Consider the following 26658-nt stretch of genomic DNA (forward strand, 5'->3'; position numbering starts at 1 on the left):
CACCATGGACACGCCATCCACCCCATCCAATTTTCTGCGCGCCATCATCGAAGAGGACCTGAAAAACGGCAAGAACGAGGGCCGGGTCTTCACCCGCTTCCCCCCGGAGCCCAACGGCTTCCTGCACATCGGCCACGCCAAGTCCATCTGCCTGAACTTCGGCCTGGCTCGTGACTACGGCGGGCGCTGCCACCTGCGCTTCGACGACACCAACCCCGGCAAGGAGGACCCGGTCTACGTGGCCTCCATCAAGGAGGACGTGCGCTGGCTCGGCTTCGACTGGGGCGAACATCTCTATCACGCCTCGGACTATTTCGAGCGGCTCTACGCGTTCGCCGTGGAACTCATCGAGAAGGGCAAGGCCTACGTCTGCTCCCTGTCGGCCGAAGAGGTCCGCGAGTACCGCGGCACCCTGACGGAGCCCGGCAAGAACAGCCCCTACCGCGACCGCTCCGTGGAGGAGAACCTCGACCTCTTCGCCCGCATGCGGGCCGGCGAGTTCCCCGAGGGGGCGCACATCCTGCGCGCCAAGATCGACATGGCCTCGCCGAACATGAACATGCGCGACCCGGCCCTGTACCGCATCCTGCACCAGGAGCACCAGAACACGGGCAACACATGGTGCATCTACCCCATGTACGACTTCGCCCACGGCCTGTCGGACTCCCTGGAGCGCATCACCCACTCCATCTGCACCCTGGAGTTCGCCGACCACAAGCCCCTCTACGACTGGCTCCTCGACCAGCTCGACGTGCCCAGCCGGCCCGTGCAGTACGAGTTCAACCGTCTGAACATCAACTTCACCGTGACCAGCAAGCGCAAGCTCAAGACTCTGGTCGAAAACGGCGTGGTGGCCGGGTGGAACGACCCGCGCATGCCCACCATCTCGGGCCTGCGCCGCCGGGGCTTCCCACCCGCGGCCATGCGGGACTTCTGCGAGCGCATCGGGGTGAGCCGCTCGGACAGCTGCGTGGACATGGGCGTGCTCGAGAACTGCGTGCGCGAGAACCTCGACGCCAAGGCGCCCAGGGCCATGGCCGTGCTGCGGCCCGTGAAACTCGTCATCGAGAACTACCCCGAAGGCCAGGAGGAATTCTTCGAACTGGCCAACCACCCCAAGAACCCGGACATGGGCAGCCGCAAGGTCGGCTTCTCCCGCGAGGTCTTCATCGAGGACAGCGACTTCATGGAGAACCCCTGCGCCAAGTTCTTCCGCCTGGCACCAGGCAAGGAGGTGCGCCTGCGCGGGGCCTACCTCGTGACCTGCACGGACGTGGTCAAGAACGACGACGGCACGGTCAGGGAAGTACTCTGTACCTACGACCCCGCCAGCCGCGGCGGCGACGCCCCCGACGGCCGCAAGGTCAAGGGCACCCTGCACTGGGTCAGCGCCCGACACTGCGCCGAGGCCGAGGTGCGCCTCTACGACCGCCTCTTCACCGCGGAGTTCCCCGGCAAGGACGCGGACTTCCTGGACCAGATCAACCCGTCCTCCCTGGAGACCCTGACGGGCTGCAAGGTCGAACGGTCCCTGACCGAGGCCGCCCCCGAGGACCGCTTCCAGTTCGAGCGCCAGGGCTTCTTCTGCGCCGACCGCTTCGACCACGCGCCGGACAGGGCGGTCTTCAACCGCACGGTGACCCTACGCGACTCCTGGGCCAAGGTGGCGGGCTAGCACCTACAGGCGATGGACGAAATGTGCGATCTGGACGGCATGGACGGCATGGACCGGACGTGCCGTTCTTTTTTTTGGCGGGGGCTGGCGTGATCCTGTACACGCGGCCCGAGCTCACGCCGCCCATGCCGTGCCCCTACCTGCCGGGGAAGGTGCTGGTCTACGCCTCGTTCTACGCAGACAGCCTGGATTGCCGCGAACTGACCTGGCTGCTGTCCAGGGGGTGGCGCAAATTCGGCCACAACTTCTTCCGGCCGGCCTGTCCGGGCTGCAGGGCCTGCATCCCCCTGCGCGTGCCCGTGGACCGCTTCCGGCCGAGCCGAAGCCAGGAGCGGGTCCTGCGCCGCTGCGCCCATGTCCGCGTGTCGTTTGGCCCCCTGCGCTACGAAAGCCCGCTTTTTGACCTATATCAGAGACATTCGCTGGTCCGTTTCGGACAAGAACACAGTTTCGAGGATTTCGCCGCCAGCCTCCACTCGCCGTCCTGTCCGGCGGTGCTCTCCCGGTACGAGGAGGACGGGCGCCTCGTCGGCGCGGGATACCTCGACCGAAGCAGCGACGGGCTGAGCTCCGTGTACTTCGTCTTCGACCCTGACGTCTCGCGCCTGAGCCTCGGCATCTTCAGCGTGCTGCGCGAAATCCGGGAAACGGCACGGTTGGGGCTGCAGCACTACTATCTAGGGTATCTCGTCCCGGGGTGCGAGCGCATGGCCTACAAGGCCGGGTTCGCCCCCCACCAGCTCTACCATTGGGACGACGAACTCTGGCACGAGGCCGGCAGTATTCCGGAACCGCCGTCACCGGGCATGATTCCGCTCTTTTCGGGGTGGACAGGTCCGGATTAGACATTACAAAGTGTTCGTTCTGATAGAGAACAAAGGAGCTTTTCATGGAACATCGCACAGTTTACTTCGACAACAACGCCACAACGCCCCTGCACCCGGAAGTCAAGAAGGCCCTGGTCGAGGGGCTTGAGATATTCGGCAATCCCTCCAGCATGCACTCCTTCGGCCGCGAGGCCAGAGAAAGGATCGAGGACGCCCGTGAATCGGTCGGCTCCTTCATCGGCGCCAAGCCCGACGAAATCCTCTTCGTCGGCAGCGGCTCCGAAGCCAACAACACCGTCCTGTCCCTGCTGAACTGCGACAGCGGCACCTGCTCCTGCTCCCTGAGCGGGCGTAACGATCTGGTGACCACCGCCATCGAGCACCCCTGCGTGCTCAACACCGCCCGCAGCCTGGGGCGCAGGAAGCATGGCGTGCACTATCTCAACGTGGACAGGCACGGCCGCATCGACCTCGATGACCTGCGACGGGCCGTGACCGACAAGGTCGGCATGGTCTCCATCATGATGGCCAACAACGAGATCGGCACCATCCAGGACATCCGGGAGGCCGCCCGCATCACCCACGAGGCCGGAGCCCTCTTCCACACCGACGCCGTGCAGGCCGTGGGCAAGATCCCCGTCGACGTGCGCGACCTGGACGTGGACTTCCTGACCATGTCCGCACACAAGATTTACGGCCCCAAGGGCATCGGCGCCCTGTACGTCAAGAAGGGCGTGCCCTACTGCCCGCTGATCCTGGGCGGCCATCAGGAAAACGGCCGCCGTGCGGGCACGGAGAATTCCCTGGGCATCATCGGCATGGGCAAGGCCGTCGAGATGCGCGCCATCGAGATGGACGTCGAGGAACGTCGGCTCCTGCACCTGAAGAAAGCCCTGCGTGACGGCATCGAGAAGGCCATCCCCGACGTGCTCTTCATGGGCCACCCCGAGCACTCCCTGCCCGGGACGCTGAGCGCGTCCTTCATCGGCGCCGAGGGCGAGTCCATCCTCCTCTACCTGGACCTGGCCGGCATCGCCGTGTCCACGGGTTCGGCCTGCGCCTCGGGCTCCCTGGACCCATCCCACGTCATCCTGGCCACGGGAGTGCCCGTGGAGAACGCCCACGGTTCGGTGCGCATCAGCCTGGGCCGTGAGAACACCATGGAAGACGTGCAGTACATGCTCTACCACCTCCCACCCATCATCGACCGCATACGGACCATGTCCACTGCGTACAGGAGAAGATAAATGGCCAAATGGACATACTCCGACAAGGTCAAGGACCACTTCATGAACCCGCGCAACATCCTGCGCGAGGAGAACGAGGCCGATTTCCACGGCATCGGGCAGACGGGCAACATCAAGTGCGGCGACGAGATGATGGTCTACATCAAGGTCGACCCCGACAAGCTGACCATCACGGACTGCAAGTGGCGCACGTACGGCTGCGCCAGCGCCATCGCCAGCACCTCCATCCTGTCCGAGATGGTCATCGGCATGACCCTGGACCAGGCCTACGGCATCACGGCCAAGGACATTCTGAAGGAGCTGGATGGCCTCCCCGACAACAAGGTGCACTGCTCGGTGCTCGGCGACAAGGCCCTGCGGGCCGCCATCGACGACTACTATCGCAGAAACGGCATGGAGGACCGCATCAAGACCCAGGGCGCCAAGATCGTCTGCGAATGCATGCAGGTCACGGACGAGGACATCGAGCACGCAGTGCTGGAGGGGGCGCGCAGCTTCCACGAACTGCAGGAGATGACCAAGATCGGCACGGGCTGCGGCGAATGCCAGGAGAACGCACAGGCCGTCATGTCCGGCTACATCCAGAAGCATTTCGGACTGTAACCCCAAGGAGGGCCGCCATGAAGATTCTGGCCTTCGGCGCGACGGGTTTCGTGGGGGCGCACCTCGTGCCCCATCTCGTGGAACGCGGCCATGAGGTGACCGTGGCGGCCCGCTCCGGAAAGGCGCGCTTCGCCCCGCCCGTGGTCGTGCTCAAGGCCGACCCCACCGCGCCGGGCCCGTGGCAAGATCTGGTCGCGGGGTTCGACGCGGTGGTCAACCTGGCCGGCACGCCCGTCACGACCCGCTGGGACGAAGCGGGAAAGAAGAGCATCCTCGAATCGAGGGTGCTCAGCACCCGCAACATCGTGGACGCCCTGTCGCGCACCGCGGGCAAGACCTTCCTCTGTGCCAGCGCCGTAGGCTACTACGGCGACGGCGGGGACAAATTGCTGACCGAAGACGCGCCGCGCGGGACGGGCTTCCTGGCCGACGTGGCCGCGGCCTGGGAGGCCGAGGCCCGGCGCGCCGAAAGTTTCGGGCACCGCGTGGTCATGCCGCGCATCTCCGTTGTCCTCGGCGACGGCGGGGCCCTGGCCAAGATGCACCTGCCCTTTTCCCTGGGCCTGGGCGGCCGCCTCGGCAACGGCAAGCAGTGGTTCCCCTGGATCCACATCCGCGACCTGGTCCGCGCCATGAGTTTCCTGCTGGAAAACCCGGCGGCCCGCGGGGCCTTCAATGCCTGCGCGCCCGAAGTCGTGACCAACGCCGGCTTCACCGCCTCCCTGGCCAGGGTCCTGAAGCGCCCGGCCGTCCTGCCCGTCCCGCCCTTTGCCCTGCGGCTGGTCATGGGGGAGGCAGCGGCCATGCTCCTGTCGGGACAGCGCTGCGTCCCGGCGGCTCTGCAAGCCCTTGGCTTCGCCTTCGAACACCCGAATCTGGACAGGGCTCTGGCCGACATCGTCCCCGCCCTGAAAAAAGGCTGACGCCGCCGATTTGCCCCCGAACCCGTGCGCCTTGTTTTTTGAGGCTCCCTGGCTTACCAGACAGGGAGCTTTTTTCGGCTGTCCGCACTCACCCCAAGGAGACGCCATGGACAACGCGCCCATCTTCGACACCGCCATCCCCAGCCTGGGCCCCTGCAAGGTCGACAACCCGCTGCCCTACTGCCACCATATCGACGACACCGCCAAGATGCGCATGTTCCTGTCAGGAGACGTCATCGAGGACGCATCGGGATCCGACGCGCTGTGCGAGTTCGAGGAGGCAGGCCCCAGGCGGATGATCTATTTCGACCCGCCCAAGACCAAATGCGCCATCGTGACCTGCGGCGGCCTTTGTCCGGGCATCAACGACGTCATCCGGGCCATCGTCATGAGCGCCCACCACAACTACCACGTGTCCGGAACCTTCGGCATCCGCTACGGGCTGCAGGGCTTCATCCCCAAATTCAAGAACGACATCATGGAACTCACGCCCGAGAGCGTGTCCGAGATCCACGAGTTCGGGGGCACGGTCCTGTCCTCGTCGCGCGGACCCCAGCCGCCCGAGGAGATCGTCGACGCCCTGGAGCGCATGAACGTCTCCATCCTGTTCATGATCGGCGGCGACGGGACCATGAAGGCGGCCGACATGGTCACCCGGGAGGTCCTGCGGCGCGGGCTCAAGATCGGCGTGGTCGGCATCCCCAAGACCATCGACAACGACATCAATTTCGTGACCCGCTCCTTCGGTTTCGACACGGCCGTGGAAAAGGCCACCGAGGCCATCCGCTGCGCCCACGTCGAGGCCCTGGGCGCGCCAGGCGGCATCGGCATGGTCAAGCTCATGGGCAGGGAGTCCGGGTTCATCGCGGCCCAGGCCAGCCTGGCCCTGAAGGAGGTCAACTTCGTGCTCGTGCCCGAGGCCCCCTTCGAACTGCACGGACCAGAAGGATTCCTGGCCAAGCTCAAGGAACGCATCGAACAAAGGCAGCACGCCGTCATCGTCGTGGCCGAGGGCGCAGGCCAGGACCTGTGCCGCGCGGACAACGGGCAAGACCTGTCGGGCAACCCCATCCTCGGCGACATCTGCGACGTGCTGCGCAGAGAAATCAAAAAGTATTTTAGTGAGTTGAATGTTCCGTACACGCTCAAGTACATCGACCCGAGCTACATCATCCGGTCCATACCAGCCAACTCCAACGACCGCATCTATTGCGGCTTCCTAGGCCAGCACGCCGTGCACGCCGCCATGGCCGGCAAGACGGGCATGGTCGTGTCCAAGCTCCAGGACCGCTACATCCACCTGCCCCTGCACCTGGTCACGTCCAAGCGCCGCAAACTGAACATTCTCTCCAACTACTGGCGGTCCGTGATGGAATCGACCGGACAGCCCCAATCCATGTTCAACTGCACGAACAAGGCGGATAGGTCATGAAACGCGTTCTCATCGTTCTCGTCATCCTGATTTTGGCCGGGGGAGCCTACTGGTTCCTGCAGAACCGCGAACGGCTCTTTCCCAAGCCCGAGGCCAGGGAAGTGGCGCCCCAGCGGTGGCAGATCGGCACGGGCAAGGCGACGGAGCCGTCCAACGCCACGGCCATGCTGCCCGCCAACGCGACGAACGCCAGCGTCGAGACGAACGCAACGGCCAACGCCACGGCCCCCGAAACGCCCGTGGACGAGATCGTCCGGCACGACTTCGTCAAGGATGTCAGCGCGTACCTCGTTGCCCGCTACCTCCCCGGAGGGACCAAAAAGAACCCGGGTGCGCAGGGCCGCTTCGACCTCAACGTCAAATCCGTGAACATCCGCTACGGCGTGGATTTCCCCGGTCTGAACGTGGACCCGGCCGACACGCTGGGCGCGCGCAAGATCATCTTCGGCCATGTGTTGCAGGGCCCGACCCTTGATTTCCTGCACGCCGCCTACACGCCCCTCTTCCTGGACAGCCTCGACGAGTCGCTGCGCACCGCCACCCACACCCTGGCCTCTGGCCAGAGTGCGCCCGTGACCGAAGCGCAGCGTGCGGAAATGCTGACCCTGCTGGCCTCCCGCCTGCGCACGGTGGGCCAGACCGTAGCCGTCCTGGCCAGGACCGACACCATCAAGCCGCTGGTGGCCAAATACCTTCAGGACATCGACAACGTCGGCCAGGCCCACCTGGCCTTCTGGAACCTGCAGGGCGACAAGGCGTCGCCCGCGGCCCGCGACGAGGCCAGCGCACGCATCAAGACCACGATCCAGACGCGGGAGATCTCGCGCCAACGCCTGTTGCAGGCCATCGTCAGCGCGGCCGCCCCCCAGGGTCTGGACGCTTCGGAGCTCATCTATCTTGCGCAGTGGGTATACCGCCGCGGCGAGGAAAACCGGCAATGGGCCGGAGCCGCGGGCAAGGCGGGTGAATTGCTGACCAAGGTCGCCGAAGCCGTGGAGGAGCGCTCGCGCCAGCCGTGGACGGAAACCGACGGTAACGCCACGTCGGGCGATCCCGCCGAGGCGGGGCAGTAGTCAGGACAGGAAGGACTTTTCGAGCCGGCACGTCTGCACGACGTCTCCCCCGGCTTCATGCAGGACGAACTCTATGGAACCCCGGGCACCCAGCCGGGGTTCGCATTTTTCGTTGTTCCAGAGTGTGAGCCAGCCTGGCCCCCATTCCGAATAGGGAAAGGACAGGGTTCCGACGCGGTATAGTTCGGTCACGCTCCAGCCGGATTCGGCCAATTCTGCGGCGTGCGCCCGGAACCAGACCAGGGAGCGGGCATGGGCCCTCCCCTGCTCCTTGGAAATTTTTCCGCATTTCAGCAGATCGGCGCTGGCCTCGAGTTCCTGTTCGAATGTCGACATGATCCTTCCTGGGTGTGTCATGGGTGCGAGACGGGGCGGGTGTACTGCACGCCGATCCCGTAGCGCGTCCTGTCGGTGCACCCCAGATCCCTGGTCCAGCGCACCCGGCCCTGAAAGCTCCGGTGTGCGGCCAGCCCCGGCTTTTCGGGGTGAAGGTTCAAAAGCTGAAGGTAGATGATCTCGCCTGTGCGCAGCGGGGAGCGGGTTTCCATGCACAGACCGCCCTCGCCCATGTCGACGAGCCTCGCGTCGTAGTACTCATCGCTGTCCAGCCTGCTGTATTTCACGCTGTTTTCCTTGCGCTCACGCTGGAACGCGCGCCTGTTCCGCGAACCGTCTTCCATCGTTGCCTCCCAGTCCCCCATGGCCATGGAGGAATCTCTTCTGATCCTATAGTCCTTTGCGGGGAAATGAAAAGAGGCTTCAGGCCAGGCGGTCGAGCCCATCAGGGGTGCACAGGAAAAAACCCTCTTCCGCCAGCCGCCCGGCCAGCATGCCGTGGCCCTCGATGCGCACCCCGGTGAATGTGCCGTCGTAGATCACGCCGATGCCGCAACTGGGCGAACGCGGCTGCAGCACCGCAGCCCGGGCGCCGGTCAGGGAGGCGATGCGCAGGACCTGCTCCACGCCACGGCAAAAGGCTTCGGTCACGTCCGCGCCGCTGCGGGCCAGAGCTCTGTCCCCGCTCAGTTCCACGGCATCGCGGGGAGTGGGCAGCCCGCCGAGCTGTTCGGGACAGACGGGAATGAGCGTGAAGCGCGAGGCCAGATCCGCGACGCGCCCGTCGGTCTCCATGCGGCCGTCGTAGCGGCAGTACACGCCAAGCAAACAAGCGCTGACCAGCAGCGGTTGCCGCCCCTGTTCCTGGAAATCGTCCCTTGTCATCCAGCCCTCCATCCTGTAGCCGTTGAGCTCGCAATTATCAAAAAAATCGTGACATTCCGGAGGCTTCATGTCCATGCTGCAATCCACCCTCGACCGCATCAGTCCTCTCGACCCGACATATTTCGAACAGGCCCAGACCCATCTCGACTCGCAGACCAAACCCAAGGGCAGCCTCGGCACCCTGGAACGCATCGCCTGCCGCCTGGTGGCCCTGGCCGATGGCGAAGCTCCGCACGTGGACCCCGCCCGCGTCTACACCTGCGCCGGCGACCACGGCGTAGCGGCGCAAGGCGTGAGCCTCTTTCCGCAGGACGTGACACGACAGATGGTCGAAAACTTCGTGCACAATGGCGCGGCCATCAATGTCCTGACCCGAACTGCCGGCGTGGATCTCAAGGTCGTGGACGCCGGTTGCCTGGGCGAGCCCTTCCCCGAGCACCCGGCCCTGGTGCAGTGCAAGGTCGCCCCCGGCACCCGCGACTTCACGACCGGCCCGGCCATGACGCGCCAGGAGTGCCTGACCGCCCTGGAAAACGGGGTGCGCCTGGCCCGCACCGCGCGGGAAGACGGGGTGAAAACCCTGTGCACGGGCGAGATGGGCATCGCCAACACCACGCCGGCCACGGCTCTGTTCTGCGCCTACCTGGGCCTGGAACCCGAAGCCATCACCGGACCGGGAACGGGCCTGAACGCCGAAGGCATCCGCCACAAGATCCGCGTCATCGAGCGAGCCCTGGCCCTGCACGCGCCGGTCGTGGCCACGGGCGACCCCATCGACATCCTGGCCTGCCTGGGCGGCTTCGAGATCGCCACCCTGGCCGGAATGATCCTGGGCGGGGCGAGCCTGGGCATGGCGATCGTCATCGACGGCTTCATCTCCTCCAGCGCCTTCGCCGCTGCCAGGGCCATCCACCCCGCCGTGGCCGAATACGCCTTCTTCGCCCACGCTTCGGCCGAACCGGGCTTCGCCGCGGTCATGGACGGCCTCGGAGCCTCCCCGCTGCTCAACCTGGGCATGCGTCTGGGCGAAGGCACGGGCGCGGCCATGGCCGTCTTCATCCTGCGCTGCGCGGCCAACATCTACAACGAAATGGCCACGTTCTCCTCGGCCGGGGTAGACTCCGGACATTGAAAAAGGGCGGGCGGAAAACCGCCTGCCCTTTCATGTCGCGAGCATCCCGGCTCAGACGGCCGCGCCGCTCCTGTACACCGCGTCCAGAATCTCCTGCCCGCCGCGCTCCAGGACAGCCCGGGCCACTCCGGCGCCCAGGGCCACGGCCTCGGCGGCCGGTCCCGAGGCTTCCTGACGGATGACCCGCTCGCCGCACAGGTCGGCCACCAGGCCCGTCATGGTCAGGGTCGACCCGGACAGGGTGGCGAAGCCGGCGATGGGCACCTGGCAGCCGCCGTCCAGACCGAAAAGGAAGGACCGCTCGGCCTCGACGCAGGCCCTGGTAGACGCGTGGTCGAGGAAGGCCAACAGCTCGTCCAGCTCGGGCCGGTCGGTGCGGAATTCGATGCCGAGCGCCCCCTGGGCCACGGCCGGAAAAAAGGACGGCGGGGCCAGTTCCTGCATGTGCGGCGCGCCAAGGCCCAGTCGGTTGAGTCCAGCCATGGCCACGATGATGGCGTCGAACTCGCCGGCCATGAGCTTGCCCACGCGGGTGTCCAGGTTGCCACGCAGGGAGACGATGCACAGGTCCCGGCGCAGGCCCATGAGCTGGGTCTGGCGGCGCAGGCTGCTGGTCCCGACGCGGGCGCCGGCCGGCAGGGAGGCGACGTCGGGGTAGGTCGCGCTCAGGAAACAGTCCGTGGGCGCCTCGCGCTCGGGGATGATGCCGAGCTTGAGGCCCTCGGGCAGTTCGGCGGGCACGTCCTTCATGGAGTGCACGGCGATGTCGGCCTCACCGGCCAAGAGCGCCTCCTCGATCTCCTTCACGAACAACCCCTTGCCGCCGATCTTGGCCAGGGGGACGTCGAGAATCTTGTCGCCCTTGGTCTTGATGATGTTCAGCTCGACGTCGATGCCGGGGTACTGGGCCTTGAGGAGGCCCGAAATGTGGTGCGCCTGCCACAGGGCGAGCTTGCTCCCGCGGGTGGCGATGCGAATATTCTTCATCAATGATCCTTGAAAGTTAACCGCAACTGGAGCAGTTGCCGCCGCTGCAGGAACCGCAGCCGCTCTTGCCCCTGGTGGTGATGGCGCTCGCGCTGGGCGAGCCGGCGACGATGGGCCCTCCGGTGCGGAAGACGCCCCGGGACATGAGTTTGGCGGTGTCGCCGGAGCCGCACGCCGGGCACACGGGCTGTTCGCCGCCGAGGACGATTTCCTCGAACTCCTTGTGGCAGGTGTTGCAGACGTATTCGAAGATGGGCATATGTCCTCCTTTACGGTTGTTCCGAACCCAGGAACGGTTCGAGTTCGGCAACCGCTTCGAAAAGATAGTAGTCGATCAGGCCGCAGAGCAGATGGCCGATGGCCGCGTGGGTCTCCTGGATGAGGGGCGTCCTGGTGTCCGGGACGATGAGGGCGTGGTGGCAGTGCCGCGCCATGTCCCCGCCGTCTCCCCCGCCCAGCCCCACGGTCACCAGGCCGTTCTCCATGCCCAGCCGCAGCGCCTCGTTGACGTTGGCGCTTCTGCCCGACGTGGAGATGCCGACCAGCACGTCGCCCGGCCTCCCCAGCGCGCGGACCTGCTTGCTGAAGATCTGGTCGAACGAATAGTCGTTGCCGATGGCCGTCAGGGCCGAGGTGTCCGTGGTCAGGGCGATGGCCGGCAGCGGCGGACGCTCCATCATGAAGCGGTTGACCAGCTCGGCCGCGAAATGCTGGGCGTCGGCCGCGCTGCCCCCGTTGCCGCAGAAAAGGATCTTGCCCCCGCCCGTGAGACACAGGGCCATGGCCCGGGCCGCGGCGGCGACCTGGGGGGCGTGGGCGGCGAAATACGCCGTGCGCAGCGCGGCTCCATCCTCCGCGTGGGTCGTGATGATCCGCAGCACCTTGTCGGTCATGGCCTGGCCCTCCCCTCATTGCTTGAACAGGACCATGGTTTGTAAGTTCCCACCTGCCCTTTGGCAAGGGTTTCTTCCCCCACCGCCTTCGGCGCATTATACAAATTTGCAAAATCAGAGCTGCGCGAACCGCGAAGCTTTGACAATTTCGGAATCCGAACCCACGACACAATCAATCGCTCGTAAACTCAGGCTTGGAGCGAATTAACGCAGCGCAACGGATCCGAACTCCGTCGATAATTCTCCGCCTCCGCCTGACCGCAGAAGGCACGATGATTGCACAATCAAACCGCATCTAAGGGGCTTGAATCACGCGCTTCTTTGCGAAGCGCCGCGACTTCTTACAAAACAGGGCGCACTCCCCTCAAATACCTTTCTTTTTTTGGTTTTCTCATTTAGAAAACCGTCACTTTGTAACACTTACTCATGGAGGTTGTTTGTGAAGAAATTTGCTCGTGTTTTCCTGACCCTGGTATGCGTGCTGCTCTTTACTGCGGCCGCGGGGGCCGAGACCATCAAGCTTGGCTTCAACATCCCGATGACCGGCGACATTCCCAAAGTGGGTGAGATGGCAAAGCAGTCCGCCGAAATGCTCAAGGAGCAGGTCAACGCCAAGGGTGGCCTGGACGTCGGCGGCAAGAAGTACCAGCTCGAATTCGTCTACGTGGACAACGAGACCAAGCCCGAGTCCGCCGTCAACGCGGCCCTCAAGCTGATCGAAGGCGAAAAGGTCCTGGCCATGGTCGGCCCCATGGGCTCCGGCCGCGCCGTCCCCGCGGGCGAAGTGGCCAACAACCTCAAGACCGTCATGCTCGCCCCCTGGTCCACCAACCCCAAGACCACCATGGACCGCCCCTACGTCTTCCGCGCCTGCTTCCTGGATGACTTCCAGGGCCCCGTGGCCGCCAAGTTCGCCACCAACCAGCTGAAGGCCAAGACCGCCGCCGTCCTCTTCGACGTGGCCCAGGACTACTCCAAGGGCCTGTCCGAATTCTTCAAGAAGAGCTTCGAGGAACTGCACGGCGCCGGCTCGGTCGTGGCCTACGAAACCTTCACCACCAAGGACGTGGATTTCTCGGCCCAGCTGACCAAGATCATCAAAACCAAGCCCGACGTCCTCTTCACCCCCCAGTACTACAACGAAGTGCCGCTCATCGTGCGCCAGGCCCGTGAACTGGGCTTCAAGGGCCCGATCCTCGGCTCCGACTCCTGGGGCTCCGCCGAGCTCATGGGCCTGTGCGGCGACGACTGCAAGGGCCAGTACTTCGTGACCCACTACGCCGCCGCCGGCGCCAAGGGCGCGACCAAGGAATTCATCGACAACTTCAACGCCAAGTACGGCCAGATCCCGGATGACGTCGGCGCCCTGACCTGGGACGCCACCAACATGGCCCTGGCCGCCATCCAGAAGATGGGCGCCCTGTCTGGCGACCTCGCCAAGGACCGCGACGGCCTGCGCGCCGCCCTGGCCTCCATGACCGGCTTCGAAGGCATCACCGGCACCATGAGCTACGACGGCAAGAGCGGCGATCCCTCCAAGTGCGCCGTCATCGTCAAGATCGACGACGCCGGCGAGTTCACGTTCCACGAGACCGTCTGCCCGTAACCCTGGCTGACTTCCGGAGGGCGGGCACCCGCCCTCCGGCCTTGTGACATTCCAACCGATTCCGGACCAGAACATGCTCGAAACTTTCATCCAACAGGGCATCAACGCCCTGCAGCTGGGCAGCTATTACTCCCTCATCGCCCTGGGGTACTGCCTGGTCTACGGCGTGCTCCTGCTCATCAACTTCGCCCACGGCGACATCTTCATGGTCGGCGCCTACATCGCCTTCTTCTGCGCCACGGCGCTCATGGGCAAGTACGGCGTCCTCGACGCCGGCATGTCCGGCTGGATCGTGCTGGCCCTGACCGTGCCCCTGACCATGCTCCTAACCTCGGGCGTGGGCGTCTTCATCGAGCGCGTGGCCTACCGGCCCCTGCGCCTGAAGGGCGCCAACCGCCTCTACGTGGTCATCACGGCCCTGATGATGGGCATCGTGCTGGAGTACGGCAACCTGGCCATGCTCGGCGCCACCCGCAAGTCCTTCCCGACCCTGGTGCCCCGCGCCATCTTCGAGATCGGCGGAGCCACGGTCACGAGCCTGAAGCTGGCCGCCATCTTCACCAGCTTCGCAGTCTTCGGCCTGCTGCAGTGGATCGTGACGCGGACCAAGATCGGCATGGCCATGCGCGCGGTGTCCTTCGACAAGTTCGCGGTGCCGCTGATGGGCATACCGCTCGATATCGTCATCATCTTCACCTTTTTCCTGGGCTCCTCCATGGCCGGCCTGGCCGGGCTGCTCTACGCCATGAACTTCCCGGTCCTCGACCCGTTCATGGGCGCCCTGGTGGGCTGGAAGGCCTTCATCGCCGCCGTCGTCGGAGGCATCGGCGATATCCGCGGCGCCTTCATCGGCGGGTTCCTGCTGGCCTTCCTGGAGGTGGCCGTGGCCGCGACCTTCAGCTCCGAGCTGCGCGACCTGATCTCCTTCACCATCCTGCTGGGCATTCTCTCCTGGAAACCAACCGGGCTCTTCGGCAAGCCCAGAACCACGAAGATCTGAACCATGAGTCCACGCCTCACCACACCAGCGGCGCTCTGCGCCATGCTCCTGGGCCTCGTCGCCATGACGCAGACCGGCCTCCTCGGCCAGTACGCGCAGACCTTCCTGTGCACCATGGGCATCTACATGATCCTGGCCGCCAGCCTGAACCTGGTCAACGGCTACATGGGCGAATTCAGCTGCGGCCACGCCGGCTTCATGGCCGTTGGGGCCTACACGGCCTCCATCGTCGGCGTCATCCTCTTCGTAGGCGACGAGCACCTTGGCCCGGCGCTGTTGCCCATGAGCCTCGCCCCCCTGGCCTTCCCCCTCATCCTGGCCACGGGTTTCGCGGCCGCGGCCCTGGTGGGCCTGCTGGTCGCCATCCCGTCCTTCAAGACGCGCGGCGACTACCTGGCCGTCATCACCCTGGCCGCGGGCTACATCGTCAAGAGCGCCCTGGAGAACATCGAGATCGTCGGCGGCCCCCGCGGCTTCATGGGCATGAAGAAGGTTGTGCTGTCCATCGAGGAGAGCTTCACCGTGCCCTGGATGCTCGTCTGGATCTTCATCGGCGTGGTGCTGACGATCTGGCTGCTGCGCCGCTTCGTCTACTCGACCTACGGCAAGGGCGTCATGGCCATCCACCAGGACGAGGTCGCGGCCGAGATCATGAGCGTCAACACCAACCACATGAAGCTCGTGGCCTTCATGCTCTCCTCGGGTCTGGCCGGGCTGGCGGGCGGCCTCTACGCCTACCTCATCGGCTTCGTGAACCCGGCCTCCTTCACCATCCTGCGCTCCACCGAGTGTCTGGTCATGGTCTACCTGGGCGGCATGGGCTCCCTGACGGGCTCCATCCTGGCGGCGGGCATCTTCACCATCCTGCTGGAGTTCCTGAAGCCCCTGGAGCAGCTCAAATGGGTGGCCATCCCCATGCTCCTCATCGTCCTCATGCAGTTCCGCCCCGAGGGTCTGATGGGCAACCGCGAACTTTCGGACATCTTCCCCAAACTCAAGCGCTTCTACAGGTTCAAATGACATGGCCCTGCTCGAAATAACCGACCTGACCCAACGCTTCGGCGGCCTGCTGGCCGTGAACGAGTTATCCGTCCGTCTGGAGGGCCGCGAAATGTGCGCCCTCATCGGGCCCAACGGCGCCGGCAAGACGACGGTCTTCAACCTGGTCAGCGGCTTCTACCAGCCCACGTCCGGGTCCATCAAAATCGGCGGCGTCGACACGCGCGGCATGAAGCCGCACCAGGTCACGTCCCTGGGCGTGGCCCGGACCTTCCAGAACATCCGGCTGTGGAACGACATGACCGTGCTGGACAACATCAAGGTCTCCCAGCACTACCGCCTCGGCTACAGCCTCGTGGACTCCCTGCTGCGCACCCGGCGCTACGCCGACCGCGAGAAGGCCATCGACCACGAGGCCATGGAGCTCCTGGAGTTCATGGGCATGCGCGACCTGGCCGACGAGGTGCCGCCCAACCTGCCCTACGGCACCCAGCGCAAGGTCGAGATCGCCCGCGCCCTGTCCATCAAGCCCAAGCTCCTGCTCCTGGACGAACCGGCCGCGGGCCTGCCCTCCACCGACGTGGTGGAGCTGATCAGGCTGGTCGAATGGATCCACAAGGAGTTCGACCTGGCCATCTGGATGATCGAACACCAGATGACAGTGGTCATGAGCCTGTGCCAGTGGATCAAAGTCATCGACTTCGGCGCGACCATCGCCGAGGGCACGCCGGAGGAAATCCGCAACAACCCGGAGGTCATCAAGGCCTACCTGGGAGATGAGAACATCTGATGCTTTCCGTCACCAATCTCAAAGTCAGATACGGCAACACCGAAGCCCTGCACGGCATCTCCTTCACCGTGGACAAGGGCGAGATCGTGACCCTCATCGGCGCCAACGGCGCCGGCAAGACCACCACCCTGCTGTCCATCGCCCGCCTGGGCCCGCCCGAGGGGCCGAAGATCGTCGAGGGCGACATCACCTACAAGGGCCAGAGCCTGCTTCCCGTTCCTCCGCACGAGATCGTCTCCAAGATGAACATGGCGCTCGCGCCCGAAGGCCGGCACATCTTCGGCAACCTGACCGTGGAGGAGAACCTGACCCTGGCCACCTACGCCCGCACGGACATGGGCAACGTGCGCCGCGACTACGAACGCGTCTACGAACTCTTCCCGCGTCTGGTGGAGCGCCGCAAACAGCGCAGCGAGTCCCTGTCCGGAGGCGAGCAGCAGATGCTGGCCGTGGGCCGGGCGCTGATGACCGGGGCCGACTTCATCATGCTCGACGAGCCGTCCATGGGCCTGGCGCCGCTCCTCATGTACGACATGTTCCGGGCCTTGAAGGAACTCAATTCCCAGGGCATGACGCTGCTGCTGATCGAGCAGAACGCGCGCATCGCGCTGCAGTTCGCCCACCGCGGCTACGTGCTCGACACGGGGGCCATCGTGGCCTCGGGCAACGCCCGGGAACTCATGGACAACCCCGACGTGAAGAAGGCATACTTGGGCGGTTGAGCCCGGCACCACCCTGTTTTCGAACGAAGCCCGGGCGCTCCGCTTGGGCTTCGTTTTTTGGCGGACCAGAACATGGATTACGACAACATCATCCTCATCGGCATGGCCGCGGCCGGCAAATCCACCGTCGGCAAGAGGCTGGCCAGGGAACTGGGCTGGGCCTTCGTGGACACGGACCTGCTGCTGGAGGCCTGGTGGGGCGCCCCGCTGCAGGCCATCAGCGACCACCTCGGCCGTGACGCCTTCGTGCGGGCCGAGGCCGAGCAGATCAGGCGCACCTTCCTCAAGAAATGCGTCATCGCCACGGGCGGCAGCGTAGTCTACAGCGACGAGGCCATGCAGCACCTGGAGACCCTCGGGCGCGTCGTGTACCTCGAATCCTCCTTCGAAGACATCGCCGACAGGCTGACCAACCCCTGCACCAGAGGGCTGGCCATCGCTCCCGGACAGACCATCAGGGACCTTTACGACGAGCGCGTCCCCCTGTATGCACGCTACGCCCAGGTGCGGGTGCGCACCGACGGCCAGGACCCCGACCAGACCTGCGCCGCCATCATCCAAGCCCTATCCGGAAACACCGAGAACCCGTCGTGACCAAGAAACTTCTGCCCGCCCAGGCCTTCCGCAAGCTGGCCGCCCTGTATGCCGACATGCAGGACGCCTATGTCCGGCACGCACAGGCCCTGGGCCTGACCTGCGACAACTGCCCGGACAACTGCTGCACGAGCTACTTCCAGCACCACACGCGCATCGAGTGGGCCTTTCTCCTGCAGGGGCTGTCCGAACTGCCGCCCGAGCGCCGGGCCGAATACGAAAAACGGGCCCGCGCGTACGTGCGCGAGGCCGGCGACGCCCTGGCCCGGGGGGAGCGACCGCACATCATGTGCCCCCTGAACGACGACGGCCGCTGCGGCGTGTACATGCACCGCCTGATGATCTGCAGGCTACACGGCGTGCCCAACCGCCTGCGCTACCCCAACGGGCGCAGCGTGGATTTCCCGGGCTGCTTCCGCAGCCAGGAGCTTTGCGCGTCGGCCGATTCCTTTCCCGTCCTGGACCGCACGGCCCTCTACACCCGGCTCATGGAGCTCGAGGTGCAGTTCGTGGGGCCGGCCAGAATCCGTTCCCTGCCGCGGGTTGATCTGACCCTGGCCGAAATGATAGTCCAAGGCACCCCCCAATCGTGAAACCACGGAGACCGGCATGCATCCTCGCCTGAAGACGGCCCTCGTCCTGCTGACCCTGCTGGTGGCGTCCTGCGCGCACCTGAGCGTCGTTCACCTGGACAAGAAGCCCTGGACCCTGGGCCAGCAGGAAACCCTGGCCATGCGCTACTGGGAGTTCACCTACACCAGCCGCCTGGAGGACAACAGGCTGATCGTCACGGGCACCGCCAAACCCGTGGCCGATGCCATCCCGGTGTGGGCCACATGGATCCAGGACCTCTGGATGCAGATCTATCTTTCCGACGACAGCAGCCGGGTTCTGGCCAAGGATCTGCGCCTCTACCTCCCGACCGGCCTGGATCGCGACAAAGGCGTGCCCTTCGAATTCCACCTCACTCCCGAATCCCTCGGTTCATCGGGCCCCCTCTTCATCTCCTTCGGCTACCGCATGGAATTGACTGCCGAAAAAAGCACCCAGGGAACCGCCAACAAGGCCGAGGTGTTCTTCGCCAGCCAGGGCGCCCTGTTCCAGTAGGCGCCCCGAACCAACCCAGACGACAGAACGCCCCCGGGAGCATGCTCCCGGGGGCGTTCTGTCAATCCCGCACCGGAAAACGGTCGGTCAGTTCATGGTGCCGCGCTCGCCCTGCATCTGGACCTGGAGGGACTGCGCCAGTTGTCTGGCCCTGTCGGACTCCTTCCACTCCCCGTAGGCGTGCATCCAATAATCGAAACCGTAGATCTTCTGCATGAGCTGCTCCTCATGCAGGTTGGCCCACGTATCGAAGAGATACATCTCAGTTGAAAACTCCTTGCTGTCCAGCACCCTGATCACGGTGTTGGCAGGGAATTTCTTGCCTTCCAGGTTGAGCTGGAGAAATTCGACCACGGACTGCTGCGACAATTCCGGGGAAAGGGGCCGATCTTTCACCCGCTCCACGAGTTCCCAGTAATCCGCAAACTGGGCCTGCATCTGTTTCTGCTGCTCGTCGGTCAGCGCAATGAAAAGTTTTCCGTCCCGTTCTTCGATGAAATAATAACGGAGCCAGAACTCGAAATGGAAAACGTTAGCCGTGTCGATCAGAGCATCTTGAGGAATAGCCATTTTCTTCTCCCTGTACCTTGGTGATCATGAAAACATCTGTGAAAAATCAATTATGAGTACGGCAAAGCAGAGCAAGAATACGTATCGCGAGGATTGTTGACAAAAATATTTGTCGACTATAATACTGCACATTACAAATACGCGATAGTTGGAGGTTTACATGGAAGATTATGTCAAGCAAGCCCTCGAAATCGTCAAAGCACAAGCCAGTGTGCGCAACATGACCGAGGAAGAGCTGACATCCATGGTTCGTTCGTTGACCGAAGGAATCAAGAATGTCGCTGAAGGAACGCAGCCCGAGCCGGTCAAGGCTCCTTCCGCCGATGACGCCAAGAAGGCCATCCGCGAAAAGAGCATCATCTGCATGGAATGCGAAAAATCCTTCAAGGTCCTGACCAAGCGCCACCTCGCCACCCACGGCCTCACTCCCGAGGAATACCGGGAGAAATGGGGCTACAAGAAGGGTACGTCCCTGGTGGCAAAGTCCCTGGCTCGTGACCGCCGCAAGAAGATGCAGGACATGAAGCTCTGGGAGAAACGGGTCAAGAAGTAGACCACCGGAAGGGCGAAGCGGTTGCTTCGCCCTTTCTCATTCCTCCGCCTCGAAGAACTGCGCCATCTTCACCAGGCGCCCCTGCAGCAGGGAAAAGTCCGCATCCACGGCCTGCAGCACGAACACCGGGCTGACGTACAAGGCCTGCCAATCAAAATCAATGACATACCCGTCGTCGGTCCTCTCCACGGAGCTGACCATGGGCCGCACGTCGACCTCCCCGGGCTCGCCCTTCTTGGTCAGCTTGGGCACCTTCCATTCCTGTGCCGCCAAGAAGGGCGCAAGGCGTCGCGCGAACCGCTCGCCGTCTGCCGCCTGGGCGAAGGACAGGGTAAACCGCTCGCGGTTCGAGATGGGCGCCCGCCGCTGGCAGGGCAGTTCATCCACGCGCGCGGCGCGCATGCCGTGAGGCAGTTCCGCGTTGAGGAGCGCCGGCAACCCCTCGACATCCAGCCGCTCGCGCACGAAGAAGTCCATCCATTCGCACACGCTGCCCACGCCCACGGGCAGGGCCCGGGCAAAGGACAGGAGCGGAATGGGGTGGAACCCGCCGCTGAAGGCCAGGGGCAGCCGCGCGCGCCGGAAGGCCCGCTCGAAGATGCGCTGCAGCTCCAGCTGGCTCAGGTACATAGCCGGGCCGGTCTTGGTGTACCACAGCCTGAAGCGCTGCTCCTTGTGCTGCAGGTCCACGGACGGGGCCGGGGTCTCCTCGACCTGTCCGGGCTCCTCCTGGTCGCGTGTGGTCCTGTTGATGACCGGCACGATGTCCTGCTCCGCGGCCTGGCCGGCCAACTCCGAGGGGCGGCCGTCCAGGGTGCAGACGCCACAGGCCCGGCAGGAGTCGTAACGGCAGTCCGGCGTGATCGCGCCGTCCAGGGCACGGCGGCGCTCCGTCAGCAGGAATTTGCGGCTCACGCCCGAGGTTAGGTGATCCCAGGGCAGGGGCTGTTCCGGATCCCGCGCGGCGAGGTAGCTTTCGGCGTCCACGCCGGCCTCGGCAAAGGCTTCGAGCCAGGGTTCCAGGCGCAGGTGGTCGGTCCAACTGGTGAAGAGCGCGCCCTTGCGGTAGGCCCCCTCCACGGCCGGGGCCAACCGTCTGTCGCCGCGGGAGAAGACGCCTTCGAGCCAGGTCATGTGCGAGTGGTGCCACTTGAGCTTGAGCTTGCGGTAGGGCCGGAAGATGCCGCGCAGGTAGCCGAGGCGCTCCTCGATCTCGGCCATGGAGATCTGCCGCTCCCACTGGAAGGGCGTGTGCGGCTTGGGCACGAAGGGCGAGACCGCGGCCGTGATCTGCAGCCGCTTGGCGCCCCGGCCCGCGCTGGCCGCCACCTTGAGGCAGAGGTCCAGGATGCCGTCCAGGTCCTCGGCCGTCTCCGTGGGCAGGCCGATCATGAAGTAGAGTTTGACCTGCTGCCAGCCCAGGCGGAAGGCCTTGCCGGTGTGGTCGAGGAGTTCCTCCTCGGTCACGCCCTTGTTGATGACGTCGCGCAGGCGCTGGGTGCCGGCTTCGGGGGCCAGGGTCATGCCCGTGTGGCGGATCTTGCTCATCAGGCGCATGAGGTCCTCGGAGACCGAACCCACGCGCAGGGACGGCAGGGAGATGGAGACCTGCTCCTGGCGGCAGTGGCTGTAGGAGGACAGGAACAGGGCCTCCAGGGCGCTGAAGTCGCCGGTGCTCAGCGACAAAAAGGACAGCTCCTCGCTGCCCGTATCGGCCAGGCCCCGGCCTATGATGGAGGCCAGAACGTCGACCTCGCGCTCGCGCACCGGGCGGTAGATCATGCCCGCTTGGCAGAAGCGGCAGCCGCGCGTGCAACCGCGCGCGATCTCCACGGAAAAGCGGTCGTGCACGGGCTTGCCAAAGGGCACGATCTGGCGGGTCGGGAAGGTCGTGCGGTTCATGTCCACCACGACGCGTTTCTCCACGCGGGGCGCCCCGTCGTGAACAGGCCGCATGGCCCCGCTGCCGTCGTCCTCGAAATCGGACGGCACGTACACGCCGGGGAGCACCGACAGACGACGGATCAGCCCGGCCCGATCGACACCATCTTCCCCGGCCCGGGCCATGACCGCGAGCATCTCCGGCAGGATCTCCTCGCCGTCGCCCAGGACCATGAGGTCCATGAACGCCGCGATGGGCTCGGCGTTGAAGGTGCAGCCGCCGCCGGCCACGACCAGGGGATGCCCTGCGCCGCGTTCGGACGCGCGCAGCGGTATCCCTGAGAGGTCGAGCATGTAGAGGATGTTGGTGTAGCACAGCTCGTGGGTGATGCTGAACATGACGGCGTCCAGGCTGCCCAAGGGCGTGTCGCTCTCCAAGGTGGCCAGGGGCGCGCCGTGCTTGCGCAGCACCGCGGCCACGTCCTCGGTGGGCGCGAAGACGCGCTCGGCGTAGAACCGGTCGTCGGCATTGACGATATCGTAGAGGATCTTCTGGCCGAGATAGGACATGCCCACCTCGTACAGGTCCGGAAAGGCAAGGGCCACGTGGGCACGGACCGTCGCCGGGTCCTTGTGCACGCTGTTGATCTCGGTGCCGAGATAGTGGCTGGGCCGCGAAAAGAGGGGAAGCAGAGCCTTCATGGGTCCTTGGAGGGCCGGGTGGGCAGAAAAAAAGGTGGCGCGCCACGCGTGGCCGCTCCACCCTCTTTTCCATACCCCCGCCCCGGGGTTATTTTTTCAGGAACTTGCTGAAGTCGGACACGCCGCCGCCCATGCCGCCCAGGTTGCGCAGGCCGCCGGGAGCCGAAAGGGTCAGGTTGGTGGTCGCTTCGAGATACTTGGTCTTCAGCTCCTCGGGCACGGTCTTGTACTGGTAGATGACGTGCCGCTGGTCGATCTCGCCTTCAATGTTCTGGTCGAAGGGGTAGCCGAAAGGCAGCAGCAGCATCTGCACGCCGCCCTGCTGGGTGGGGATGGTCTGCAGGACGGCCGGGTCCTGGATGAGGCCCTTGTCCTGATCCCACTTGCCGAGCACCATGTCGCCGTTTACCAGCTTGACCAATCTGATATCGTACATTGTCACCTCGTCGAGTTTTTGGGGCCCGCAACCGCACGAAACGCGCGCTGGGCCAAAGAAGAAATGATTAAGAGCTGCGCTGGGCACTGTCAAGGTCGCCCCCCTCCCGCCCTTCCCCCCAGTGATGCTTTGTGGTAGCCGGGGCCAACACTGCGAGGGGACGGACATGAACACACTCGACATCGTCTTTTGCGTCATTCTGGGCTTTCTGGGCCTGCGCGGCATCTTCCGCGGCCTGGTCAAGGAGGTGGCCTCCATCCTGGGCCTGATCCTGGGCTTTGTCCTGGCCAACGTCTTCCACGGCGAACTCGCGCCCCTGCTCGAAAAGCCCCTGGGCGGCCCCGGCCTGGCCAATCTGGTCGCCTATCTCGGCATCTTCCTGGGCACCGTGGCCGTGGTCTTCCTGACGGCCGCCCTGATCCGAAAGATCCTGAAGCTCATCATGCTCGGCTGGCTGGACAGCATCGGCGGCGGCCTCCTGGGCTTCTTCAAGGGGGCGCTCCTGTGCAGCATCATCGTCCTGGCCCTGACGGCCTTCCTGCCCTCCAAGGCCACGATCCTGACGGAGTCGCAACTGGTGCCGTACGTGAACATGTTCAACACCATGCTGGCCGAGACGCTCCCCAAGGACATGCGGGACCAGTTCCTGCTCAAGAGCCGCGAACTGCAGCTTGAATGGGAACGCAACGTCAAGGAAAAACTGAAGGATATCAAAGGAAACACAGGTGCAAAAACATAATTTCGACCGCATCGTCGAGGTCATCGACACCCTGACCGGACCAAACGGCTGCCCCTGGGACAAGGAGCAGACCCCCCAGAGCATGTGCGACTACCTCGTGGAGGAGTGCTTCGAACTGGTGGAGGCCATCCGCCAGAACGACCCGTCCGAGATCGCCGAGGAACTGGGGGACGTCCTTTTCCTGCTGCTCTTCATCGGCCGCTACATGGACCGCGGGATACCGGATTTCCTGCAGACGGCCCTGGCGAACAACGTGGCCAAGATGATCCGCCGCCATCCCCACGTCTACGGCGAAAAGGCCGCCGACGTGGCCGAGGTCATCACCAACTGGGAGAAGATCAAGAAACAGGAGAAGGCCGAGAAGGACAAGGATCCTGGCGTCTTCGCCTCCCTGCCGGCCAGCCTGCCGCCGCTTTTGCGCGCCTACCGCATCAACTCCAAGGCCGCCCGCGCCGGATTCACCTGGCCCACGGACGCGGACCAGGAGGCCAAGCTGGCCGAGGAATGGCGGGAGCTTCAGGACGCCCTGGCCGTGGACGACGCCGCGGCCCGTGAGGAGGAGTTCGGCGACTACCTCTTTTCGCTGGTGGAGTACGGCCGCAGACGCGGCATCAAGGCCAATTCGGCCCTGGCCGTGGCCAACGCCAAGTTTCTGCGCCGCTTTGAGGCCATGGAAAAGCTGGCCGTCGAACGCGGCCTGGAATTGGACAGCCTTTCACTCACCGAGATGGACAAACTCTGGGACGAAATCAAAAGAGACCGCTGAGGATCGATTCTGGACTGTGTTGCTCACCGATTTTGAAGGGCTCATGCAGACGCTACACTTCGCCCTTCAAAATCGGCTCACGCCTTGCCACAATCGATCAGCAGCGGTCTCCTGACGCTTTCACACCATCCATCTCCGACCGGGACTTCGCGAATCCGGATGGGTCGATGCAGATGGCGGCACTGCGCCCGACCACATCTCCTACATCCGCAACACCATCACGTCATTCCCGCGCAGGCGGGAATGCATGCCTTTCCAACCGGATATCGCAAACCCGAAGCTGGATCCCCGCCTGCGCGGGGATGACTCCGTGGCGATGCGCACGCATGCAAGGCGGGCCTCCGCCTCCTCGTCCGGCCGCAACACGCCCAGGCGCAATCCCGGCCGACGGCCTCCTACAAGCCCCTTTCCTTGATGTGCTCCACGAGCTTCTCCAGCACCCGGTCCACGTCGAGGGCGCTGGTGTCGACCATCACGGCGTCCGGGGCGGGCTTCAGGGGCGCCACCACGCGGTTGCGGTCCTGGTCGTCGCGGATGCGGATCTGGGCGCGGATGCGCTCCAGGTCCTCCTCCATGCCCATGGCTTTGAGCTGGGAGAAGCGGCGCTTAGCGCGCACGTCGATGGACGCGTCCAGGAAGAACTTGTGTTTGGCGTCGGGGAAGACCACGCTGCCCATGTCGCGCCCTTCCGCCACCAGGGACGTCATGCGTCCGATGGCCTGCTGGTTGCGGCGCAGAAAGTCGCGCACCACGGGGATGCGCCCGAGGTGCGAGGCCCACAGCCCCACCTCCTCGGTGCGGATCTGCGGCGAGAGCGGGTAGCCGTTCAAGAGCAGCTCCGAATTCTTCCCTACCCCCTCCAGATCGAAATCCAGGCGATTGAGCTCCGGCACAAGCTGGTCCACGGGCCGCTCCCAGGCGCCATCCCCGAAGGCAAAGGCCACGGAACGGAACATGGCGCCCGTGTCCAGGTAGGCGATGCCCAGGAGATCGGCCAGCCGTGTGGCCAGCGTGGTCTTGCCGACCCCGGCCGGCCCGTCAAGAGTGACGATGGTTATCACGCAGCACCTCCGCTGTTTTGACCAGAAATTCACGGTTCTCATCCTCGTTGCCGATGCTGACCCGGAGTTTCCCGGGCATGCCGTAGCTGGCCAGAGGCCGGATGATGACCCCGCGCTGTAGCAGCCCCTCGAACAGGGTCCGCGCGTCCATGGGCGGGTCGAACATCAGGAAGTTGGCCTGGGACGGCCGGACCGTGCAGCCCATGGCCGTCAGCTCACGCGTCAGCAGCTCCCGGCCCTCGCGCACCACGCGCAGGGTCTCGGACAGGAAAATATCGTCCTCCAGGGCCGCCAGCCCCGCCTGCTCGGCCAGGATGTTCACGCTGAAGGGCAGCTTGACCCGCAGCAGCAGGTCCGCCAGCCATTCGGGCATGACGCCGTAGCCCAGGCGCAGCCCCGCCAGCCCGTACATCTTGGAGAAGGTGCGCAGGATGACGAGGTTCGGGATCTTGCCGAAGTGCGGCAGCATGGTGAACTCGTCCAGGGGCTCGGCGAAATCGACGTAGGCCTCGTCCACGACCAGCAGCGCCCGCGGGGGCAGCTTGGCCGCCAGGGCGACCAGTTCGTCGGCCCGACAGGCGTATCCCGAAGGGTTGTCGGGGTTGGTCACGAAGACCAGGGCCGTGTTCTCGTCCGTCAGGGACAGGAGCGCGTCGAAGGGAAAGGAAAAGTCGGCGTTCAGGTCGGTCTGACGGAATTCCAGCCCGCACAGCCGCGACTGCACGTCGTAGATGCTGAAGCACGGCCTGAAGGCGACGACGTTGTCGATGCCCGGCCGCGCCACCACGCGCAGCAGCAGGTCGATGATCTCGTCGGAGCCGTTGCCGGCCACCACGCAGGACGCCGGCACGCCCAGATGCGCGCCGATGGCCTCGCTCAGGGCCGGGGAGCCGGCCTGGGCGTAGCGGAAGGCCAAGGGGGAGGCCGAGGCCAGGCGCGCCTGGACCACGGGCGACGTGCCCAGCGGGTTCTCGTTGCTGGCCATCTTGATGACCCGCGACAGCCCGTAGCGTTTCTTGATCTCGTCGATGCTCAGGCCCGGAGAATAGGGCTTGAAGCCCTCCATCTCCGGCCGCACAGGAACCTTGGTCATATATTCTCCTTGATGCGCCGCATGGG

At 64.8% G+C, this 26658-nt stretch carries 30 protein-coding genes; 19 read left to right on the plus strand and 11 right to left on the minus strand.

Annotation, left to right across the window (positions count from 1 at the left end):
- Window positions 1-4 precede the first annotated feature (4 nt).
- The 7 genes from G394_RS0116865 (at window position 5) to G394_RS0116900 (ending at window position 7780) form a co-directional block, all read left to right on the plus strand.
- Window positions 5-1675 carry a glutamine--tRNA ligase/YqeY domain fusion protein gene (locus tag G394_RS0116865; protein WP_028578642.1) on the plus strand — a complete coding sequence of 557 codons (1671 nt, stop codon included), beginning with the start codon at window positions 5-7 and terminating at the stop codon, window positions 1673-1675.
- An 89-nt stretch (window positions 1676-1764) separates the two neighbouring features.
- Window positions 1765-2520 carry an arginyltransferase gene (locus tag G394_RS19790; RefSeq protein WP_156902668.1) on the plus strand — a complete coding sequence of 252 codons (756 nt, stop codon included), beginning with the start codon at window positions 1765-1767 and terminating at the stop codon, window positions 2518-2520.
- Window positions 2521-2564: 44 nt separating this feature from the next.
- Window positions 2565-3749, plus strand: coding sequence for a cysteine desulfurase family protein (locus G394_RS0116880; protein ID WP_028578643.1), 1185 nt, complete (start codon window positions 2565-2567; stop codon window positions 3747-3749).
- A complete protein-coding gene (locus G394_RS0116885) occupies window positions 3750-4352 on the plus strand; it encodes an iron-sulfur cluster assembly scaffold protein (protein ID WP_028578644.1) in 603 nt (200 codons plus the stop codon). It abuts the gene before it with no gap.
- Between the two features lie 17 nt (window positions 4353-4369).
- Window positions 4370-5275 (plus strand): TIGR01777 family oxidoreductase, encoded by a 906-nt coding sequence (locus G394_RS0116890; RefSeq protein ID WP_028578645.1) that lies wholly within the window; start codon window positions 4370-4372, stop codon window positions 5273-5275.
- A gap of 106 nt (window positions 5276-5381) precedes the next feature.
- On the plus strand, window positions 5382-6707 hold the full coding sequence (locus G394_RS0116895) for an ATP-dependent 6-phosphofructokinase (RefSeq protein ID WP_028578646.1): 1326 nt from the start codon (window positions 5382-5384) through the stop codon (window positions 6705-6707).
- Window positions 6704-7780, plus strand: a complete 1077-nt coding sequence (locus G394_RS0116900) for a hypothetical protein (protein ID WP_028578647.1) — start codon at window positions 6704-6706, stop codon at window positions 7778-7780. The genes G394_RS0116895 and G394_RS0116900 overlap by 4 nt, the downstream gene beginning before the upstream one ends.
- Here G394_RS0116900 and G394_RS0116905 read toward each other — a convergent pair whose 3' ends face one another.
- The 3 genes from G394_RS0116905 to G394_RS0116915 are packed head-to-tail and all read right to left on the minus strand — an operon-like array spanning window position 7781 to window position 9001.
- Window positions 7781-8116: a hypothetical protein gene (locus G394_RS0116905; RefSeq protein ID WP_028578648.1), complete on the minus strand. Its 336-nt coding sequence runs from the start codon at window positions 8114-8116 to the stop codon at window positions 7781-7783.
- Window positions 8117-8133: 17 nt separating this feature from the next.
- A complete protein-coding gene (locus tag G394_RS21475) occupies window positions 8134-8562 on the minus strand; it encodes a PilZ domain-containing protein (RefSeq protein ID WP_084435793.1) in 429 nt (142 codons plus the stop codon).
- On the minus strand, window positions 8540-9001 hold the full coding sequence (locus G394_RS0116915) for a 2-thiouracil desulfurase family protein (protein ID WP_051307299.1): 462 nt from the start codon (window positions 8999-9001) through the stop codon (window positions 8540-8542). The genes G394_RS21475 and G394_RS0116915 overlap by 23 nt, the downstream gene beginning before the upstream one ends.
- Before the next feature lie 67 nt (window positions 9002-9068).
- Here G394_RS0116915 and cobT point away from each other — a divergent pair, with 67 nt between their 5' ends.
- Window positions 9069-10133 (plus strand): nicotinate-nucleotide--dimethylbenzimidazole phosphoribosyltransferase, encoded by a 1065-nt coding sequence (cobT, locus tag G394_RS0116920; RefSeq protein ID WP_028578651.1) that lies wholly within the window; start codon window positions 9069-9071, stop codon window positions 10131-10133.
- A 51-nt stretch (window positions 10134-10184) separates the two neighbouring features.
- Here cobT and hemC read toward each other — a convergent pair whose 3' ends face one another.
- The 3 genes from hemC to G394_RS0116935 are packed head-to-tail and all read right to left on the minus strand — an operon-like array spanning window position 10185 to window position 12013.
- The gene (gene hemC / locus G394_RS0116925) at window positions 10185-11120 is read right to left on the minus strand and encodes a hydroxymethylbilane synthase (RefSeq protein WP_028578652.1); all 936 of its coding nucleotides are present in this window, start codon (window positions 11118-11120) and stop codon (window positions 10185-10187) included.
- Window positions 11121-11136: 16 nt separating this feature from the next.
- Window positions 11137-11379 (minus strand): FmdB family zinc ribbon protein, encoded by a 243-nt coding sequence (locus G394_RS0116930; protein WP_028578653.1) that lies wholly within the window; start codon window positions 11377-11379, stop codon window positions 11137-11139.
- Window positions 11380-11389: 10 nt separating this feature from the next.
- Entirely contained in the window at window positions 11390-12013 is a 624-nt protein-coding gene (locus G394_RS0116935) for a D-sedoheptulose 7-phosphate isomerase (RefSeq protein ID WP_028578654.1), read from the minus strand.
- Between the two features lie 439 nt (window positions 12014-12452).
- On the opposite strand from G394_RS0116935, the gene G394_RS0116940 reads away from it, so the two are divergent.
- From G394_RS0116940 to G394_RS19795, 8 genes are all read left to right on the plus strand, one after another.
- Window positions 12453-13619 (plus strand): ABC transporter substrate-binding protein, encoded by a 1167-nt coding sequence (locus G394_RS0116940; RefSeq protein WP_028578655.1) that lies wholly within the window; start codon window positions 12453-12455, stop codon window positions 13617-13619.
- Window positions 13620-13692: 73 nt separating this feature from the next.
- On the plus strand, window positions 13693-14619 hold the full coding sequence (locus G394_RS0116945; protein ID WP_028578656.1) for a branched-chain amino acid ABC transporter permease: 927 nt from the start codon (window positions 13693-13695) through the stop codon (window positions 14617-14619).
- Between the two features lie 3 nt (window positions 14620-14622).
- Window positions 14623-15639 carry a branched-chain amino acid ABC transporter permease gene (locus G394_RS0116950; RefSeq protein ID WP_028578657.1) on the plus strand — a complete coding sequence of 339 codons (1017 nt, stop codon included), beginning with the start codon at window positions 14623-14625 and terminating at the stop codon, window positions 15637-15639.
- 1 nt (window position 15640) lies between these two features.
- Window positions 15641-16408 carry an ABC transporter ATP-binding protein gene (locus tag G394_RS0116955; protein WP_028578658.1) on the plus strand — a complete coding sequence of 256 codons (768 nt, stop codon included), beginning with the start codon at window positions 15641-15643 and terminating at the stop codon, window positions 16406-16408.
- Window positions 16405-17130: an ABC transporter ATP-binding protein gene (locus tag G394_RS0116960; RefSeq protein WP_028578659.1), complete on the plus strand. Its 726-nt coding sequence runs from the start codon at window positions 16405-16407 to the stop codon at window positions 17128-17130. The genes G394_RS0116955 and G394_RS0116960 overlap by 4 nt, the downstream gene beginning before the upstream one ends.
- 72 nt (window positions 17131-17202) lie before the next feature.
- Window positions 17203-17724: a homoserine kinase gene (gene thrB / locus G394_RS0116965; RefSeq protein WP_051307293.1), complete on the plus strand. Its 522-nt coding sequence runs from the start codon at window positions 17203-17205 to the stop codon at window positions 17722-17724.
- Complete coding sequence (locus G394_RS0116970) at window positions 17721-18317, plus strand: hypothetical protein (protein WP_028578661.1); 597 nt, start codon at window positions 17721-17723, stop codon at window positions 18315-18317. The genes thrB and G394_RS0116970 overlap by 4 nt, the downstream gene beginning before the upstream one ends.
- Window positions 18318-18333: 16 nt before the next feature.
- Window positions 18334-18831: a hypothetical protein gene (locus G394_RS19795; RefSeq protein WP_051307294.1), complete on the plus strand. Its 498-nt coding sequence runs from the start codon at window positions 18334-18336 to the stop codon at window positions 18829-18831.
- Window positions 18832-18918: 87 nt separating this feature from the next.
- On the opposite strand, the gene G394_RS0116980 is transcribed toward G394_RS19795, so the two are convergent.
- Window positions 18919-19401: a hypothetical protein gene (locus G394_RS0116980; RefSeq protein ID WP_028578662.1), complete on the minus strand. Its 483-nt coding sequence runs from the start codon at window positions 19399-19401 to the stop codon at window positions 18919-18921.
- A gap of 160 nt (window positions 19402-19561) precedes the next feature.
- On the opposite strand from G394_RS0116980, the gene G394_RS0116985 reads away from it, so the two are divergent.
- The gene (locus G394_RS0116985; protein ID WP_028578663.1) at window positions 19562-19954 is read left to right on the plus strand and encodes a Ros/MucR family transcriptional regulator; all 393 of its coding nucleotides are present in this window, start codon (window positions 19562-19564) and stop codon (window positions 19952-19954) included.
- A 36-nt stretch (window positions 19955-19990) separates the two neighbouring features.
- Here G394_RS0116985 and G394_RS0116990 read toward each other — a convergent pair whose 3' ends face one another.
- Window positions 19991-22537: a TIGR03960 family B12-binding radical SAM protein gene (locus G394_RS0116990; protein WP_028578664.1), complete on the minus strand. Its 2547-nt coding sequence runs from the start codon at window positions 22535-22537 to the stop codon at window positions 19991-19993.
- Window positions 22538-22625: 88 nt separating this feature from the next.
- A complete protein-coding gene (locus G394_RS0116995; protein ID WP_028578665.1) occupies window positions 22626-22973 on the minus strand; it encodes a hypothetical protein in 348 nt (115 codons plus the stop codon).
- A 166-nt stretch (window positions 22974-23139) separates the two neighbouring features.
- On the opposite strand from G394_RS0116995, the gene G394_RS19800 reads away from it, so the two are divergent.
- Both G394_RS19800 and mazG read left to right on the plus strand, forming a co-directional pair.
- Window positions 23140-23712 (plus strand): CvpA family protein, encoded by a 573-nt coding sequence (locus G394_RS19800; protein ID WP_043776391.1) that lies wholly within the window; start codon window positions 23140-23142, stop codon window positions 23710-23712.
- Window positions 23699-24478: a nucleoside triphosphate pyrophosphohydrolase gene (gene mazG, locus G394_RS0117005; protein ID WP_028578666.1), complete on the plus strand. Its 780-nt coding sequence runs from the start codon at window positions 23699-23701 to the stop codon at window positions 24476-24478. The genes G394_RS19800 and mazG overlap by 14 nt, the downstream gene beginning before the upstream one ends.
- Before the next feature lie 395 nt (window positions 24479-24873).
- Here the strand turns inward: mazG and cmk are convergent, their stop codons facing one another.
- Both cmk and hisC read right to left on the minus strand, forming a co-directional pair.
- Entirely contained in the window at window positions 24874-25539 is a 666-nt protein-coding gene (gene cmk / locus G394_RS0117015; RefSeq protein ID WP_043776392.1) for a (d)CMP kinase, read from the minus strand.
- Window positions 25517-26632 (minus strand): histidinol-phosphate transaminase, encoded by a 1116-nt coding sequence (hisC, locus tag G394_RS0117020; RefSeq protein WP_028578668.1) that lies wholly within the window; start codon window positions 26630-26632, stop codon window positions 25517-25519. The genes cmk and hisC overlap by 23 nt, the downstream gene beginning before the upstream one ends.
- Window positions 26633-26658: the final 26 nt, after the last annotated feature.

The organism is Desulfomicrobium escambiense DSM 10707 (assembly GCF_000428825.1).
Classification (GTDB): Bacteria; Desulfobacterota; Desulfovibrionia; order Desulfovibrionales; family Desulfomicrobiaceae; genus Desulfomicrobium; species Desulfomicrobium escambiense.